We start from the raw sequence: 16,038 nt of genomic DNA, 5'->3' as shown, positions 1-16,038 counted from the left end.
CGGAGCAAATACAGAAAAGAGGGATTACTATGGCAGCAACCATCATTGACGGCAAGGCACTGGCAGCAGCTACAAAGGCTGAGGCCGCGGAAAAGGTCGAGCAGCTCAAGGCGCAGGGCATCAACCCCTGTCTGGCCGTGATTCTGGTGGGCGAGAACCCCGCCAGTCAGGTCTATGTGCGCGGCAAAATCAACGACTGCGCCCAGTGCGGCATTGAGAGCCGTTCCATCAACCTGCCCGCCGACACCACGCAGGACGCCCTGCTGGCCGAGGTGAAGAAGATGGCGGAGGACCATGCTGTGCACGGGATTCTGGTGCAGCTGCCGCTGCCCGCGCAGATTGACGAGAAGGCCGTGATTGACGCCATCCCGCCGGAAAAGGACGTGGACGGCTTCTCGCCCATCAACGTGGGCCGTATGCAGATTGGTGAGCCCTGCTATCTGCCCTGCACCCCGGCGGGCTGCATCCGGATGATTGAGTCCACCGGCACCGAAATTGCGGGCAAGAATGCAGTGGTCATCGGCCGTTCCAACATCGTGGGCAAGCCAGCAGCGCTGCTGCTGCTGGCGAAGAACGCCACCGTCACCATCTGCCACTCCAAGACAAAGAACCTCAAGGAGGTCTGCGCTGCTGCCGATATTCTGGTGGCCGCTGTGGGCCGCGAGGGCTTTGTGACCGGCGATATGGTCAAGCCCGGCGCAGTGGTCATTGACGTGGGCATCAACCGCGGCGCGGATGGCAAGCTGCACGGTGATGTGAATTTTACTGAGGCTGCCGAAAAGGCTGCCTTCATCACCCCGGTTCCCGGCGGTGTCGGCCCGATGACCCGTGCCATGCTGATGCTGAACACGGTGGAGGCCGCCGCCCGCCAGAATGGCGCGACAATCTGAAGAAGCAGAAAAATTTTAACCTAACCACGCCCGAAAACCCCTTGACAAGCTGCGGCGTGGTATGGTATGATACTAGAGCCGCATGGTATGGGCTCTGAAAGTGTGTGCTTTTGTAGGTACACCGCCCTGCAGACCAGCGAGACTTATTGAAAGAGGTTATCACATGTACGCAGTTATCAAAACCGGTGGCAAGCAGTACAGCGTTAAGGTTGGCGACGTTGTTTACGTCGAGAAGCTGAACGCTGAGGACAACTCCGAAGTCACCTTCGATCAGGTTCTCGCCGTTGGCGAGGAGGGCTCTGTCAAGGTTGGCGCTCCCGTTGTTGAGGGCGCTTCCGTTGTTGCCAAGGTCGTCAAGACCGGCAAGGGCAAGAAGCTCAACATCCTGACCTATCGTCCCAAGAAGGGCAGCATGGTCCGCAAGGGTCATCGTCAGCCCTACACCAAGGTGGAAATCACCGCGATCAACGGCTAAGGAGGTAAATCACAATGGCACATAAAAAAGGCGTAGGTTCTACCAAGAACGGCCGTGATTCCGAGTCCAAGCGCCTCGGCGTCAAGCGCGGCGACGGTCAGTTCGTTCTGGCCGGCAACATCCTGGTCCGTCAGCGCGGCACCCACATCCATCCGGGTGAGGGCGTTGGCATCGGCAGCGATGACACCCTGTTCGCTCTGGTCGATGGCCGCGTTCACTTCGAGCGCATGGGCCGTGACCGCAAGCGCTGCACGGTCAAGCAGTAAAAAAACCGGTACGGGCGGGCCTTCGCGGCTCGCTCGTTTTTTGTAGTTATCAGAGAGGTACACAATGGCAACCAGTAACTTTATTGATACCGCCACGATCTGGCTGCACGCCGGCAAGGGCGGCGACGGCGCGGTGACGTTCCACCGCGAAAAATTCGTGGCGGCGGGCGGCCCGGACGGCGGCGACGGCGGCCGCGGCGGCGATATTATCTTTGTGGCGGACGATAACCTGTCCACCCTGATGGACTTTCGCTACAAGCGCAAGTACACCGCGCCCGACGGCGAAAATGGCCGTGCCAAGCGTATGAGTGGTGCGGACGGCGATGACCTTGTCATCCGCGTGCCCCGCGGCACGGTTCTGAAGGAGGCCGAGACCGATCTGGTTGTGGCCGACCTGACCGGCTCCGAGCCGGTGGTTGTGGCTAAGGGTGGCCGCGGTGGCTGGGGCAACAGCCATTTTGCCACCCCGACCCGCCAGATTCCCAAGTTTGCTAAGCCCGGCCTGCCCGGCGAGGATATGCACCTCAAGCTGGAGCTGAAGGTCATTGCGGATGTTGGCCTGATTGGCTTCCCCAACGTGGGCAAGTCCACGCTTATCAGCATTATTTCCGCGGCGCGGCCCAAGATTGCCAACTACCACTTCACCACGCTGACCCCGGTGCTGGGCGTCGTCCGTGTCGGCCCGGAGCAGAGCTTTGTCTGCGCCGACATTCCCGGCCTGATTGAGGGTGCCGCCGAGGGCGTGGGTCTGGGCCATGACTTCCTGCGCCATGTCGAGCGCTGCCGTCTGCTGCTGCACGTGGTGGATGTCTCCGGCTGCGAAGGCCGTGACCCCAAGGCTGATTTTGAGCAGATTAACCATGAGCTGGCAGGCTTCAGCGCCGAGCTGGCCGACCGCCCGCAGATTGTGCTGGGCAACAAGTGCGACATTGCCACCCCGGAGCAGGTCGAGGAGTTCAAGAGTTATATCGAAGCCAAGGGCCTGACCTTCCTGCCCATCTCCGCGGCAACGCGGCAGGGCGTGGACGGTCTGCCCGCACTGGTCTACAACCGCCTGAAGGACCTGCCCCCGGTCAAGGTCTATGAGGCTGAGTACAAGCGCCCCGACAAGAACGCCCAGCCCACCCGTCCCTTCACGGTGGAGCGCACCGGAGACCACGAGTTTACGGTGGATGCACCGTGGCTGGAGCGTATTCTGGCCGGCACCAACGTCGAGGACTACGAGAGCCTGCAGTATTTCCAGACGCAGCTGGGTGATTCCGGTATTCTGGATGAGCTGGTCGCGCAGGGCGTTGAGGAAGAGGACACCATCAAAATCGGCGAATATGAGTTCGATTATCTGTATTAAGTATGCTGTTTGAAATGAAATCCGAAGTCGACATTCACGAAATGTCGCCGCTGGCGCTGGCTTTTGTGGGCGATGCCGTGCTGGAGCTGCTGGTGCGCGCCCGCCTTGTGGGTACAACCCGGCTGCAGCCCAACCGCCTGCACACGGTGGCCACGCATTATGTCAGCGCCCACGCGCAGAACCGGGAGCTGGAAATTCTGGAGCCGATGCTGACCGAGGCCGAGGCCGCCGTGCTGCGCCGCGGCAAAAATGCCAGCAAGGCCACGGTGGCCAAGCACGCCACCGTGCAGGAGTACCGCGCCTCCACCGGCTTTGAGTGCCTGCTGGGATGGCTCTATCTGCAGGGCCGGAATGACCGCATTGAAGAGCTGTTCGAGGCCCTGTGGGCTGGGTACAAGCCGGAATAAATAGGTGCGGGCGGATACAGAATCCACCTGCCAGACCCCGGATAGGGTAGGGGCGAATTCCATATCCGCCCGCGGCCTTATGTACCGCACCCATTCAGGGTGCGGCAGATATCACTTGTAGTTCTTGCTGTCGGTGGTGTTGGTGGTGCGGTTTGTGGTTTTCTGCTGGGTACGGTTGGTTGTATTGCGGGCGCTGTCCGTGGTGCGATTGGTCGTGCGGTTGGTCGAATTGTTTGTCTGATTCTTTGCCATAGGTGGTAAGCTCCTTTCGCAAGTAAAAAGCGATTTGCAGCCTTTCTGGCTGCACAGGTAGTTTGCCCGCCCATGGCTTTTTTATGCAGGGGGACTGTTTTGGAATTTCCAAAGGATTTTACGGCGCGGGAGCAGGCACTGCTGGGCGCACGGTTTGAGGAGCTGTATGCCTATGCCACGCCGCAGCCTGCCCGTGGTGTGACGGTGAATACACTGCGCTGCACGCCGGAATGGTTTGCACAGCATGTTGATTTTGCCGCAGAGCCGTCCAGCTTTTGCGCTTCTGCCTTTACCACTGCGCCGGATTTCCGCCCGGGACGCCACGCATGGCACCATGCAGGCGTGCTGTATGCGCAGGAGCCCAGCGCCTCCGCCCCGGCAGCGCTGCTCGATGTGCGCCCCGGTATGCGGGTGGCCGACCTGTGCGCCGCGCCGGGCGGCAAGACCAGCCAACTGGCCGCGGCCCTGCAGGGGCAGGGACTGCTGCTGGCCAATGAATTTGTTGCGGCCCGCGCCGAGATTCTGCGCCAGAATCTGGAGCGTATGGGCGTGACAAACGCCATCGTCACCAACGAGGACACGGCCCGTCTGGCGGCGGCGCTGCCCGGGCAGTTTGACCGGGTGCTGGTGGACGCGCCCTGCTCCGGCGAAGGGATGTTCCGCAAGGAGGCCGTGGCGGCCGCCCAGCACAGCGATGCGCTGGTGGCCCACTGCGCAGAGCTGGGTGCGGAAATTCTCGAAAACGCCGCGACGCTGCTGGCTCCGGGCGGTGTGCTGGTCTACTCCACCTGCACCTTCGCCCCGGCGGAGGACGAGGGTCAGATGGCCGCCTTCCTCGCAAAGCATCCGGAGTTTACCCTCTGTGACCTGTCCGGCTGCGGCTTTGGCCGCCCGGGCGAGGAAAACCGTGCCCCGGCGGATTTTCCCGCGGAATACTGCCGCCGTATCTGGCCTGCCGACGGCGGCGAGGGGCATTTTATGGCCAAGCTGCAGAAGGCGGCGGATGCCGATACGCCCACACCGCGCAAGGCCAAGCCCGCCAAGGCGCTGAAGGCCCCGGCCGAATGGCTGGATTTTGCCAAGGCGTATTTCCCGGCATTGGCGGCCTGTCCGCTGGCCGGGGCGGGGGAGTGGCTGCTGCTGCCCGCGCCGGGCAGCGAGACGCTGAACACCGGTAAGCTGCGCGTGGTGCGCGGCGGCGCGCTGGCGGGCAGTGTGGTTAAAAAGCGGTTTCAGCCCGCCCACGCGCTGTTTATGGCCTACGGCACCCAGTGCACAAACCGTGAGGAGCTGACCCTGCATGACCCGCGCACGGCCGCGTGGCTGCGCGGGGAGGAAATTGACGCCGCCACCGCGCAGAACGGCTGGTGCGCTGTGCTGGTGGACGGCTTCCCGCTGGGTTGCGGCAAGGTCAGCGGCGGGCGCATCAAAAATCATTACCCGAAGGGCCTGCGCAATCTGCAATAGACACTTGAAAAGCACGCCCTGTTGTGGTATAATATCTCACTGGTAATTATCGGCTGCAACGCCGTTGCCTGTGTGAATACAAATTAGGGGGATTTTTCCATGTCCGGACATAGCAAATGGAACAATATCAAGCGTAAAAAGGAAAAGACCGACGGCGCCCGCGCCAAGGTTTTCACCAAGATTGGCCGCGAAATTGCCGTGGCCGTTAAGGAGGGTGGCGGCAACCCCGCTTCCAACTCCAAGCTGGCGGCCCTGATTGCCAAGGCCAAGGCCAACAGCGTGCCCAACGATAACATTCAGCGCATCATCAAGCGCGCCGAGGGCGGCGATAAGACGGAGTATGAGGCAATAACCTACGAGGGCTACGGCCCCGGCGGCATCGCCGTTATGGTCGAGACCCTCACCGACAACCGCAACCGTACCGCGGCCAATATGCGCCACTACTTTGATAAGTTCGGCGGCAATCTGGGCCAGATGGGCTGCGTCGGCTTTATGTTCACCCAGAAGGGCGTTATCGTTGTCGATTTGGAGGACAAGGATCCCGATGAGCTGATGATGGACGCGCTGGACGCCGGTGCGGATGATTTCGATGCCGGCGAAGATGCCGCCGAGGTCACCACCAGCCCTGAGAACTTCACCGCTGTCTGCGATGCACTGGAGAAGAAGGGCTACAAGTTCATCTCTGCCGATGTGGCACAGGTGCCTTCCACCACCACCACGCTGACCGACCCTGACCAGCTGGTTCAGATGGGCAAGCTGCTGGATGCGCTGGACGATGATGACGATGTCCAGAACGCCTGGCACACCCTGGAGAACGAGGAAGACCTCGACCGCTAAACCACAGAATGTAAAAAGAGAGTAAAGGGTGACTTTTGCTCTCTTTTTTTGTACAACGGAACGGTAGGGGCCGGGCATACCCGCCCCCTACAAGCAAGTTTTTAATGAAAAAGGAGCGTTACTATGCCAAAACTCCTTTGCCCGCACTGCCTGCAGCCGTTGGAGGACGGCTATCACGGCGAGTGCCCCCACTGCGGGCGCTCGCTGGAAAACCGCAACCCGGAAGGCGCGCTGCCCTTCGGCACACAGCTGGGCGACAAGTACACCGTGGGTGCCTACCTGAGCGCCGACGGTGACGGTCTGGCCTACCGCGGCGTGCTGAACGCCGAGAAGCGGTTTGTCCTCATCAAGGAATATTTCCCGGTCACACTCTGCAATGGCCGCAGTGCCTCCGGCGCGCTGATGCCCAAGGAGGACAAGGAGGTCCTGTTCAAGACCAGCCGCATGGATTTCAAGGACCTGTACGATGATTTGCACAGCCTGACCCCGGCCACCGGCCTGTCCACGATTCTGGACGTTATCGAGGAAAACAACACGGTTTACGCCGTGGAGGAGAGCGAGAAGGGGATGACCCTGTCCCACTATCTCCATCTGCGTAGCCGCACGCTGACCCCCGCCGAGGCCCGCACCCTGCTGCAGCCCATTATGGAGGGCGTGGCCTTGCTGCACAAATCCGGCCTGATTCACCGCGGCATCTGCCCGGACAATATTCTGCTGCCCATTGACGGCACGGCCCGGCTGACCGGCTATGGCACGCTGGCCCTGCGCACCGGCGGCAGCGAGCTGAAAAGCCAGCTCTATCCCGGCTATGCCGCGCCGGAGCAGTATTCCGCCGCAGAATTCAGCGGCCGCTACACCGATGTGTACGCGCTGGCCGCGGTCTGCTACAGGATGGTCACCGGGCAGACGCCGGTGGCCGCGCCCCAGCGCAAGGTGCGGGACAGCATGGAGTCCGCCCACAGCCTGGAAGCGGGCGTGCCTACGTGGTTTTCCCAGGTGCTGGCCTGCGCGCTGCGGCTGGACCCGGCCAAGCGTATGCAGACCGTGCCCGAGCTGATGAGTGCCCTGACCGACCCCAATGTGGCGAACGCCATGTTTGAGCGCGGCGATAACCAAATCAGCACCCGCAAGATTATGGGCGTTTCGCTGGTGGTTATCTTTGTGCTGGTTGTGCTGCTGCTGTGGAGCCTGCTCGGCGGCAGCAAGAGCGATGCGCAGCCCGCCGCTACGCCGCAGCCCACACCGGCAGAGCAGAGCACGCAGGGCGAGACGGTGCCCAACCTTGTGGGGCTGCGCTACGCCACCGACATCAAGGGCAACACCGCCTATGACGGCTACCGCATTGTGATGACCGAGCAGAACTCCGACACGGTGGAGCAGGGGATTGTCATCAGTCAGGATCCGTCGGCGGGCTCTGAAAAGCTGATGGAGGATCAGATACTCCAGATTGTGGTCAGCAGCGGCCCGAATCTTGTGGAGATGCCCGACATAGTGACAGGTAACCCAATATGGAGTCAGGCAAAAAAACAGCTGGATGCATTGGGGATTGTGTATTCTCAACCACTTATAGAAGATAATGATGGGACTGTTGCAGAAGGGTGTGTTGTAAAAACAAGCGTGGTTGCGGGTACTAAAATACAGAAAGGAACAGCAGTTACAGTGTGGATTGCTGGCCCTCGTGACGATACGCTGGTGGCCCAGACGGGGAATGCGGGGGAGAGTACACCCGAACCGACCCCGCAGCCGGAAGCGTGAGTGATAGCGGCAGGTGGGAAAAGCCCCTCCGGTCATCGCTTCGCTCGACCACCTCCCCACTGCGTGAGGAGGCTTTTTGAGGCGGCCAAAGGCCGCCGTCAGAAAGGCTCCCCGCCATGCGGGGAGCTGGCCGAGCCTGCGAGGCCTGAGGGGCTCTTCCCGTTTGCGGTGTAAGAAACAAAAAAAGAGCAGTTCGTGAAGAACTGCTCTTTTTCAGTGCATTTTGGCAATGCCAACGCGGCGAATTAGTCGCTGACGTAGGGCATCAGAGCCATGTAGCGGGCACGCTTGATGGCAACCGTCAGCTCACGCTGATGGAAAGCGCAGGTACCGGTCACACGGCGGGGAATGATCTTAGCGCGCTCGCTCACGTACTTGCGCAGGCGGGGCAGATCCTTGTAATCAATGTGCTCGACGCGGTCAACGCAGAAGGAGCAAACCTTCTTGCGGCCACGATGCATCGGACGAGAAGAACGATCCATAGCCATTGTGGAAACCTCCTTGTTAGAATGATACTTTCGATTTTAGAACGGCAGGTCGCCCTCATCCTCAATCAGTGCAAAGTCATCGTTGCTGCCGGCAGAATAGCTCGGCGCAGGATTGGCCTGCACAGCGGGGCGGGAAGCGGGGGCTGCCACGGGTGCGCCGTAGCCGGCATCACCCATCGGTGCGGCGTTTGCGGATTTGGGAGCAGCAAAGTTGACGTTGTTGGCCACGATTTCAATCGCGGTGCGGTTGTTGCCATTCTTATCCTGATACTGGCGGCTCTGCAAACGGCCGTCCACAGCAATCAGGGAACCCTTCTGGAAATACTTGCAGACAAACTCTGCCGTGCGATCCCAGGCAACAACATCCAGCCAGTCAGCCTGACTCTGGCCGTTGGCGTCGCGGCGTCCGCGGTCGCAAGCGATGCGGAACGAGGCAACGTTTTTGCCGGTCGTGGTCTGGCGAAGCTGCGGGTCCGCGGCAAGGCGGCCCATAATAGCAACAACATTCAGCATTGGTTTACTCCTTACTCCTCAACAGCAAGAGTCATGCTGCGAAGAACGCCCTCAGTGATCTTGAAAACGCGGTCCAGCTCAGCCGGGAAATCGGGCTCGCTGGTGAAGCTGATCACCGTGTACACACCCTCGGTCTCATCGTTGATGGGGTAAGCAAGACGCTTCTTGCCCCAATCATCAACAGAATCGATCGTACCATTCGCTGCGATCAGGTTCTTGAACTTGTTGATCAGAGCGTTGGAAGCCTCTTCGTCGAGGTTCGCGGTGGTAACCATCATGGTTTCGTACTTAGCCATATTCTGTGCACCTCCTTTTGGACTTATGGCCCTCTGCCCTAAGCAAAGGGCAAGGAAACTGTGTGATTTCACACAGCATCTAATTATAACAAGGATTTCGCGGCTTGTCAACAGCAAAACCGGCCCTGTACGGCACAAAATTGCGGATTTTTTTGTTAAAAATCTGGACAATCTGTGAAAATGTCCTATTGCTTTTTCTGCCCGCTTTGTTATAATGAGCTTAATAATGCACAAGTCTTGCAAAAGAGAAACGGAGCGTTCGTATGAGAATCGTGGTCATCGGCCTCGGCAAAGTCGGCCGTGCCCTGACCGCCCAGCTTACGGCGGAAAACAATGATATTGTGGTCATCGACCAGAACCCTGACCTGATTGAGGACATTGTCAACATCTATGATGTGCGCGGCGTGCCCGGCAACGGCGGCTGCTATGACGTCCAGAAGGAGGCCTTTGAGGATGGCGCAGACCTGCTGATTGCCACCACCTCCAGCGATGAAAGCAACATCCTGGCCTGTCTGGTGGCCAAAAAGCTGGGCACGCAGCACACGATTGCGCGTATCCGCAACCCGGAATATGAAAAGCAGCTGCGCTTCATGCGGGACGAGCTGGGGCTCTCGATGGTTGTCAACCCAGAGAAGGCCACGGCGCGTGAGATTGCCCGCGTGCTGCGCTTTCCCACAGCCATCAAGCGTGAGCAGTTCTGCCGCCAGCGCTTTGAGCTGATTGAGTACCGCCTGGCCGAAGATAACCCGCTGGTGGGCCTGCAGCTGGCGGATTTGTACCGCAACATCCGCGTCAAGATTCTGATTTGCGCTGTGGCCCGCGGCAGTGAGACGATTATCCCCACCGGTGCGTTTACACTGCAGGCAGGGGACAAGGTCTACCTGACAGCGTCCGCCCGCGATCTGGAGGCCTTCTTCCGCAAGCTGAACCTTTTTAAAGCGAAGGCAAACAACGTTATGATTGTCGGCGCCAGCCGGATGGCCTACTATCTGGTCAAGGAGCTGCAGGACATCCAGAAGCGGGTCACCGTCATTGACAACAATCCGGCCCGCTGCCAGGAAATGAGCGAGAAATTCCCCGGCGTGCTGGTCATCCACGGCGACGGCGCAGACGCCGAGCTGCTGAGCGAGGAGCGCATCACCGAGATGGACGCCTTTGTGGCCCTGACCGGTCTGGATGAGACGAATATCATCCTTGCCATGTATGCCTCCCAGCTGAACTCCTGCAAGGTGGTGGCTAAAATCAACCGCAATTCCTTTGCGGAGCTGGCTACGGCCAAGGGCATGGTGGACAGTGTGGTCTCCACGGCATCGGTCACGTCCGAGGCCATCGCCATGTATGTCCGCGCCATGCAGAACAGCTTTGAGTCCGAGAATATCAAGACGCTGCACCGCCTTGTGGGCGGCCGGGTCGAGGCACTGGAGTTCAATGTGGCCCCGGGCCTGCCCTTCATCGGTGTGCCGCTCAAGGATCTGACGCTGCGCAAGGGTCTGCTGGTGGCAGGCATCGTGCGCCGCAGCGGCCAGACGGTCATTCCCTCCGGCAATGACGCCCTGCAGGAGGGGGACGATGTGGTCATTGTCACCACCGACACGACGCTGCACGCGCTGCGTGACATTGTAAAGTGAGGGCGGCGGCATGAATTATAAAATGGTAGGGTTTGTGCTGGGGCGCATCTTCCTGATTGAGGCGGCGCTGATGCTCTTACCGATGGTCTGCTCTGCAATTTACGGCGAGTGGAGCGTTGTGCTCTGCTTCCTGTGGCCCGCCCTGATACTGCTGGTGCTGGGCCTTGTGACCAGTCTGCGCACACCCAAAAATACGCGCATCTACGCCCGCGACGGTCTGGCCATCGTGGCGCTGGTCTGGGTGCTGATGTCGATTTTCGGCGCGCTGCCTTTTGTGATTTCCGGCGAGATTCCGTCCTTTGTGGACGCCTTTTTTGAAACAGTGTCCGGCTTTACAACCACCGGCTCCACAATTTTGACCGATGTTGAGGCGCTGAGCCACGGCATCCTGTTCTGGCGCAGCTTTTCCCACTGGATCGGCGGCATGGGCGTTCTTGTTTTTGCGATGGCGGTGCTGCCCATGACGGACGGCCGCGCCATGCACCTGATGCGCGCCGAGGTGCCCGGCCCGACCTGCGGCAAGATCTCGAGCAAATTGAGCGACAGTGCGAAGATTCTGTACGCTATTTACCTCGCCATGACGGTACTGGAAACCGTGCTGCTCTGTGCGGGCGGTATGCCGCTATTTGACTCGCTGATTCATTCCTTCGGCACGGCGGGCACCGGCGGCTTCAGCAACAAGGCGCTGAGCGTGGGTGCCTACAACGACCCCTATTTTGAAATCGTCATCGGCGTGTTTATGCTGCTGTTCGGCGTCAACTTCAACCTGTACTATTTCCTGTTGCTGCGTCATTTCAAGGAGGCCTTTGCCTCCGAGGAGCTGCACGTCTATCTGGGCATTGTCGCGTTCTCCACGCTGACCATCACGGCCAACATTGCAAGCCTGTATGACAATGTGGGCACGGCACTGCGCACGGCGTTCTTTCAGGTGTCGTCCATTGTCACAACCACCGGCTACGCCACGGCGGACTTCAACCTCTGGCCGACCTATTCCCGCATTGTGCTGGTTATTCTGACCTTTATCGGTGCCTGCGCCAGCTCAACGGCGGGCGGGTTGAAGGTCTCCCGCGTTATCATCTTCTTCAAGGCAGCGCGGCAGGATCTGAACAAGATGCTGCACAGCCACGCCGTCACCACGGTCCGGTTTGAGGGCAAGCCGCTGGAGGAAAAGACGCTGCGGGGTGTGCACAACTACTTCAACATTTATATGCTGATGCTCACGCTGTCGGTGCTGCTGGTATCACTGGACGGCTTTGATATGGTCACGACCTTTACAGCGGTCGCGACCTGCCTGAACAATGTCGGCCCCGGTCTGGAGCTGGTCGGCCCGATGGGCAGCTTTGCGGAATTTTCCGCCCCGGTCAAGCTGCTGCTGGCCTTTGATATGCTGGCAGGCCGCTTGGAGCTTTACCCGATGCTGACACTGTTTGCCCCGCGCCTGTGGCGCAAGCGCATCAACGCGATGCACGAGGCAAGAGCAAAATAAGTACGAGAGTTTTGTTCCTTTTCTTGCAAGAAAAGGAACCGAAAAGAACTCCAAACAAATAAAGAAAAATGCGGGAGACTGCTGGTAAAAGGGCAGTTTCCCGCGTTTTGTTACTTACTCTACGAATAGCGAATCGTTCCCATACCGCCCAATATGGGATGGGTCTTTCTCGGAATAATACAAATTGCCCAGCACTTCTTCCGGGGCGTTGTCGGCCAGATAGCGCGCGTGCAGCTCGGTGGCGAAATGGGTGCCCTGCAAAATTTGCAGTGTGTCCGTGTAGCTGGTGCCGTCGATCTCATATTTGACCGTGATGATGTAGACGTAATCGGTGTTGTCCCCATTGACAGAGTAGGAAGTGTGCTCCTTCGCTTTCATATCGGTAATGCGGTAGGCGTCCGGCAAAATCACGCTGGTGTAGGTATGCTTGCGGTAAATGTCCACCCCTAGCACAATAAGGATGGAAAACAGTATGCCGATCCCGCAGACGGCCAGCGCCGCCAGCAGCGCCTTCTTGTCGGATTTGGTAATTTTCAGCTTCATGCGGCGAGCCTCCCACAGCGTTTTCTCTATTATACCATGCGCTGCTGCCCATGTCTATTTGTCGCTGCGCCCGCATACCCTTTACCAGACCATAACAGAGGAGGGGCTTGCCATGCGGCGCAATGCAAACCGGGAGGAACGAAGCGGGCGGCTGCTGTCCGCGCTGGCGGCGGCGCTGCTGCTGGCGGTGCTGGCGGGGGTTATCCACGGCCTTTACCACAAGGAATACGCCGAGACAGACACGCCGAACGATTGCTTTGCCGCCGCAGCGGCAACCGGCGAGACGGCGCTGCCCAGAATGGTCTGCCTGACCTTTGACGATGGACCGAGCAAAAACACACAGCCCATTCTGGAAATTCTTGACAGGGAGCAGGTGCCAGCCACCTTCTTTGTCTGTGCGCAGGACGCCAACGAGGCGTATCTGCCGCTGGTGGCGGATATTGCCGCGGCGGGGCATCAGCTTGCCCTGCACAGCGCAACCCACCAATATTCCAAAATCTACGCGAGCACCGATGCCTTCTGGCAGGATATCAAGGCGCTGCGGCAGGCTTTGGAGCCGTATGCGGACGTTGAAGGCATCGACTGGCTGCGCTTTCCCGGCGGCAGCACCAACACGGTCAGCCACCGCTACGGCGGCAGCGGCATTATGAAGGCCTTGAAAGCACAGGCCGAGGAAAAGGGCTACCACTGGATTGACTGGAACGTCTGCGCCGAGGACGCCACCGCCAGCCACCCCGATGCGGCGCAGATTCTGCGCAACATCCGCCGCGACGCGGACGGCCACGATATCTGCGTGGTGCTGCTGCATGACACAAGGGCCACTGGCCAGACCGTGAAGGCACTGCCGGATATAATCCGCTACTTCCGCGAGGGCGGCTACACCTTCTGTACAGTTGCCCAGATGGACGCGCTGAAAAACGGCTGACAAATACGCGGAACACGCACGGCTTTTGACGCCGCCGCGCAGGGGGACGCCGCAGGCCGCGAGGTGGTGGACAGCTATGTGCATTACCTTGCTGTGGGCGTTGCCAATATGATCAACATTTTCTTCCCGGAGGTGGTTGGCCTGTCCGGCGGCGTGGCCAATCAGGGCGAGAACCTCCTCAAGCCCCTGCGTGCCGCCGTGGAGCCGATGGTGTTCGGCCATGAGTTCGCCAAGAAGCATACCTGCATTACCACCTGCACACTGGGCTACCGCGCCGGTGTGATTGGCGCTGCGCTGCTTGCCAAGGGGCAGGCAGCGCAGCAGGGGTAAAGGCAGTACATAATATCAGCCGGGCCTGCCATTGGAGTGGAGCCCGGCTTTTCTGTGCAAAAAATAACGGCGCGTGGATGTGGATTTGTGCAAAACACCCAGCGTTTTTCTTGCAATGTGAAACAAAATAGGGTATAATGTACAAGAATTGAGAGGAGGGCGGACGGATGCGCAAGACAGAAAGCCAGAAAATTGCGCTGTGCGGGATGCTGGGGGCGCTGTCGGTGGTGCTTTTGCTGGTGGGCTGCGCGCTGCAGATTGGCACCTACGCCGCGCCGATGCTGGCGGCATTCCTGAGCATCCCGGTGCTGGAGGAATACGGCCCGCGGTACGCACTGACCCTCTACGTCTGTGTGTCGATTCTGGCGGTGCTGTTTGTGCCGGAAACCGAGCTGGCACTCTTTTATGTGCTGGTTATGGGGTATTACCCGGTGCTGCGCGTGCGGCTGAACCGCATAAAAAGCAAGGTGCTGCGGTGGATACTCAAATTCGCGATTTTCAATGCCGCCACGGTGGTGGTCTATCTGCTGTTGTTTGCCCTGCTCGGTCCCACCGTGCTGGATGAGCTTCTGGCCGATGGAACCGCAATGCTGGTAGCTCTGCTGGCTGCAGGCAACCTGTGTTTCTGGCTGTGTGACCGTGCACTGGCGGCGCTGACGAGGTATTACCATCTGGCACTGAAGCCAAGACTGAAGAAAAAATTCTGATTCGAGGAGGAAAACAATATGTGGTATGAGGAAGCGGTTGTGTATCAGATTTATCCGCTGGGACTCTGCGGCGCGCCGCTGCAGAACAGCGGCGACCAGGCGCAGGCGGACGAGCACCGTATCCTGCGCGTGCTGGACTGGGTGGAGCATATCAAGAAGCTGGGCGCAACCTGTGTGCTGTTCAACCCGCTGTTTGAGAGCGACGCCCACGGCTATGACACCCGCGATTACAACAAGGTGGACAGCCGCCTTGGCACGAACGATGACCTGAAGCAGGTCTGCGCGGCGCTGCACGCGGCGGGCATAAAGATTCTGTTTGACGGCGTTTTCAACCATGTGGGCCGCGGCTTCTGGGCGTTCCGCGATGTGCAGGAAAAGCGGTGGGACAGCCCCTACAAAGACTGGTTCCATATCAGCTTTGACGGCAACACCAACTATAATGACGGCTTCTGGTATGAGGGCTGGGAGGGCTGCAATGAGCTGGTAAAGCTCAATCTGCAGAACCCGGCGGTCAAGAATTACCTGTTTGACGTGGTGCGCGGCTGGGTGCGCGATTATGGCGTTGACGGTCTGCGTCTGGACGTGGCCTACTGCCTGGATCTGGGCTTTTTGGCGGAGCTGCGCGGCCTTGCCAATACCATCAAGCCGGAATTTGCGCTGGTGGGTGAGACACTGCACGGCGACTATAACCGCTGGATGAATGACCACGCCTGCCACAGCGTGACGAATTACGAGTGCTACAAAGGGCTGTATTCCAGCTTCAACACCGGCAATATGCATGAAATCAGCTACAGTCTGAACCGGCAGTTCGGGTCGGAGCCGTGGTGCCTGTACACCGGAAAGCATCTGCTGAGCTTTGTGGATAATCACGATGTAACGCGTATTGCCACGATTTTGACCGACAAAAACTGCCTGAAGCCGATTTATGGTCTGCTGTTCGGTATGCCCGGCGTGCCGTCCGTCTACTACGGCAGCGAGTGGGGGATGGAGGGCGACAAGAAAAACGGCGACCCGACACTGCGCCCTGCCGTGGAAAAGCCCGCCGAGAACGAGCTGACCGCCTGGATAACCGCGCTGGCACACGCCCGCACGGCCAGCAAAGCGCTGTGCTGGGGCAGCTACCGCAATGTACTGGTACAGCCCCGCCAGCTGATTTTTGAGCGCTATGCCGACGGCGAGCGCGTTCTGGTGGCCATCAACGCGGATGGCAACCCCTATGACGCGCACTTTGACGCGGGCTGCGGGCAGGCTGTGGATATGATTACCGGCGCGCCGCACGATTTCGGCGGCGGCAGCACGCTGGAGCCGTACAGCTGCCATTTCTGGAAATGTGAGCGATAAGCTGTAATTTGCGGGCGGACAATGCCCGCCCCTACGGTGTCACATATTTTGAATCACGAAAAAACCCGCAGGGGGCTGTTCAAA

The 16,038-nt window shown here is 59.4% G+C and carries 19 protein-coding genes; 14 read left to right on the top strand and 5 right to left on the bottom strand.

Annotated elements, in window-relative coordinates; genetic code table 11:
- The first annotated feature begins 29 nt into the window (after window positions 1-29).
- The 5 genes from folD (at window position 30) to NE623_RS02845 (ending at window position 3,386) form a co-directional block, all read left to right on the top strand.
- On the top strand, window positions 30-890 hold the full coding sequence (folD, locus tag NE623_RS02865) for a bifunctional methylenetetrahydrofolate dehydrogenase/methenyltetrahydrofolate cyclohydrolase FolD (RefSeq protein WP_256271763.1): 861 nt from the start codon (window positions 30-32) through the stop codon (window positions 888-890).
- Between the two features lie 163 nt (window positions 891-1,053).
- A complete protein-coding gene (gene rplU / locus NE623_RS02860; protein ID WP_078785378.1) occupies window positions 1,054-1,365 on the top strand; it encodes a 50S ribosomal protein L21 in 312 nt (103 codons plus the stop codon).
- Between the two features lie 14 nt (window positions 1,366-1,379).
- Window positions 1,380-1,631 (top strand): 50S ribosomal protein L27, encoded by a 252-nt coding sequence (gene rpmA, locus NE623_RS02855; RefSeq protein ID WP_007047068.1) that lies wholly within the window; start codon window positions 1,380-1,382, stop codon window positions 1,629-1,631.
- 64 nt (window positions 1,632-1,695) lie between these two features.
- The gene (gene obgE / locus NE623_RS02850) at window positions 1,696-2,979 is read left to right on the top strand and encodes a GTPase ObgE (RefSeq protein ID WP_256271764.1); all 1,284 of its coding nucleotides are present in this window, start codon (window positions 1,696-1,698) and stop codon (window positions 2,977-2,979) included.
- A gap of 14 nt (window positions 2,980-2,993) precedes the next feature.
- A complete protein-coding gene (locus NE623_RS02845; protein ID WP_256271765.1) occupies window positions 2,994-3,386 on the top strand; it encodes a Mini-ribonuclease 3 in 393 nt (130 codons plus the stop codon).
- A gap of 111 nt (window positions 3,387-3,497) precedes the next feature.
- Here NE623_RS02845 and NE623_RS02840 read toward each other — a convergent pair whose 3' ends face one another.
- Window positions 3,498-3,638, bottom strand: coding sequence for a hypothetical protein (locus NE623_RS02840; RefSeq protein ID WP_256271767.1), 141 nt, complete (start codon window positions 3,636-3,638; stop codon window positions 3,498-3,500).
- Window positions 3,639-3,737: 99 nt separating this feature from the next.
- On the opposite strand from NE623_RS02840, the gene NE623_RS02835 reads away from it, so the two are divergent.
- From NE623_RS02835 to NE623_RS02825, 3 genes are all read left to right on the top strand, one after another.
- Complete coding sequence (locus NE623_RS02835) at window positions 3,738-5,105, top strand: RsmF rRNA methyltransferase first C-terminal domain-containing protein (RefSeq protein WP_256271768.1); 1,368 nt, start codon at window positions 3,738-3,740, stop codon at window positions 5,103-5,105.
- Between the two features lie 99 nt (window positions 5,106-5,204).
- Window positions 5,205-5,942, top strand: coding sequence for a YebC/PmpR family DNA-binding transcriptional regulator (locus NE623_RS02830; protein WP_256271769.1), 738 nt, complete (start codon window positions 5,205-5,207; stop codon window positions 5,940-5,942).
- A gap of 123 nt (window positions 5,943-6,065) precedes the next feature.
- Window positions 6,066-7,697, top strand: a complete 1,632-nt coding sequence (locus NE623_RS02825) for a protein kinase domain-containing protein (RefSeq protein ID WP_256271770.1) — start codon at window positions 6,066-6,068, stop codon at window positions 7,695-7,697.
- 245 nt (window positions 7,698-7,942) lie between these two features.
- On the opposite strand, the gene rpsR is transcribed toward NE623_RS02825, so the two are convergent.
- Genes rpsR through rpsF form a run of 3 tightly spaced genes read right to left on the bottom strand, consistent with a single transcriptional unit; the run spans window position 7,943 to window position 8,994 of the window.
- The gene (rpsR, locus tag NE623_RS02820; RefSeq protein ID WP_040917474.1) at window positions 7,943-8,185 is read right to left on the bottom strand and encodes a 30S ribosomal protein S18; all 243 of its coding nucleotides are present in this window, start codon (window positions 8,183-8,185) and stop codon (window positions 7,943-7,945) included.
- Window positions 8,186-8,221: 36 nt separating this feature from the next.
- The gene (locus NE623_RS02815; RefSeq protein WP_256271771.1) at window positions 8,222-8,698 is read right to left on the bottom strand and encodes a single-stranded DNA-binding protein; all 477 of its coding nucleotides are present in this window, start codon (window positions 8,696-8,698) and stop codon (window positions 8,222-8,224) included.
- Between the two features lie 11 nt (window positions 8,699-8,709).
- Window positions 8,710-8,994, bottom strand: a complete 285-nt coding sequence (gene rpsF / locus NE623_RS02810; protein ID WP_078785370.1) for a 30S ribosomal protein S6 — start codon at window positions 8,992-8,994, stop codon at window positions 8,710-8,712.
- A gap of 263 nt (window positions 8,995-9,257) precedes the next feature.
- On the opposite strand from rpsF, the gene trkA reads away from it, so the two are divergent.
- Both trkA and NE623_RS02800 read left to right on the top strand, forming a co-directional pair.
- Window positions 9,258-10,622: a Trk system potassium transporter TrkA gene (gene trkA / locus NE623_RS02805; RefSeq protein ID WP_256271772.1), complete on the top strand. Its 1,365-nt coding sequence runs from the start codon at window positions 9,258-9,260 to the stop codon at window positions 10,620-10,622.
- Window positions 10,623-10,632: 10 nt separating this feature from the next.
- A complete protein-coding gene (locus NE623_RS02800; RefSeq protein ID WP_256271773.1) occupies window positions 10,633-12,108 on the top strand; it encodes a TrkH family potassium uptake protein in 1,476 nt (491 codons plus the stop codon).
- Between the two features lie 114 nt (window positions 12,109-12,222).
- Here NE623_RS02800 and NE623_RS02795 read toward each other — a convergent pair whose 3' ends face one another.
- Window positions 12,223-12,651, bottom strand: a complete 429-nt coding sequence (locus NE623_RS02795; protein ID WP_256271774.1) for a hypothetical protein — start codon at window positions 12,649-12,651, stop codon at window positions 12,223-12,225.
- 112 nt (window positions 12,652-12,763) lie between these two features.
- On the opposite strand from NE623_RS02795, the gene NE623_RS02790 reads away from it, so the two are divergent.
- The 4 genes from NE623_RS02790 to NE623_RS02775 all read left to right on the top strand — a co-directional run bounded on the left by NE623_RS02790 (window position 12,764) and on the right by NE623_RS02775 (window position 15,954).
- Window positions 12,764-13,576, top strand: a complete 813-nt coding sequence (locus tag NE623_RS02790) for a polysaccharide deacetylase family protein (protein ID WP_256271775.1) — start codon at window positions 12,764-12,766, stop codon at window positions 13,574-13,576.
- A gap of 63 nt (window positions 13,577-13,639) precedes the next feature.
- A complete protein-coding gene (locus tag NE623_RS02785; protein ID WP_370866671.1) occupies window positions 13,640-13,906 on the top strand; it encodes an ROK family protein in 267 nt (88 codons plus the stop codon).
- 167 nt (window positions 13,907-14,073) lie between these two features.
- Window positions 14,074-14,613, top strand: coding sequence for a hypothetical protein (locus NE623_RS02780; RefSeq protein ID WP_256271776.1), 540 nt, complete (start codon window positions 14,074-14,076; stop codon window positions 14,611-14,613).
- A gap of 18 nt (window positions 14,614-14,631) precedes the next feature.
- Window positions 14,632-15,954 (top strand): alpha-amylase family glycosyl hydrolase, encoded by a 1,323-nt coding sequence (locus NE623_RS02775; protein WP_256271777.1) that lies wholly within the window; start codon window positions 14,632-14,634, stop codon window positions 15,952-15,954.
- Window positions 15,955-16,038 lie beyond the last annotated feature (84 nt).

It is taken from the genome of Gemmiger formicilis (genome assembly GCF_024462815.1).
Taxonomy (GTDB): Bacteria; Bacillota; Clostridia; order Oscillospirales; family Ruminococcaceae; genus Gemmiger.
This window is presented reverse-complemented; position numbering and strand designations above follow the sequence as displayed.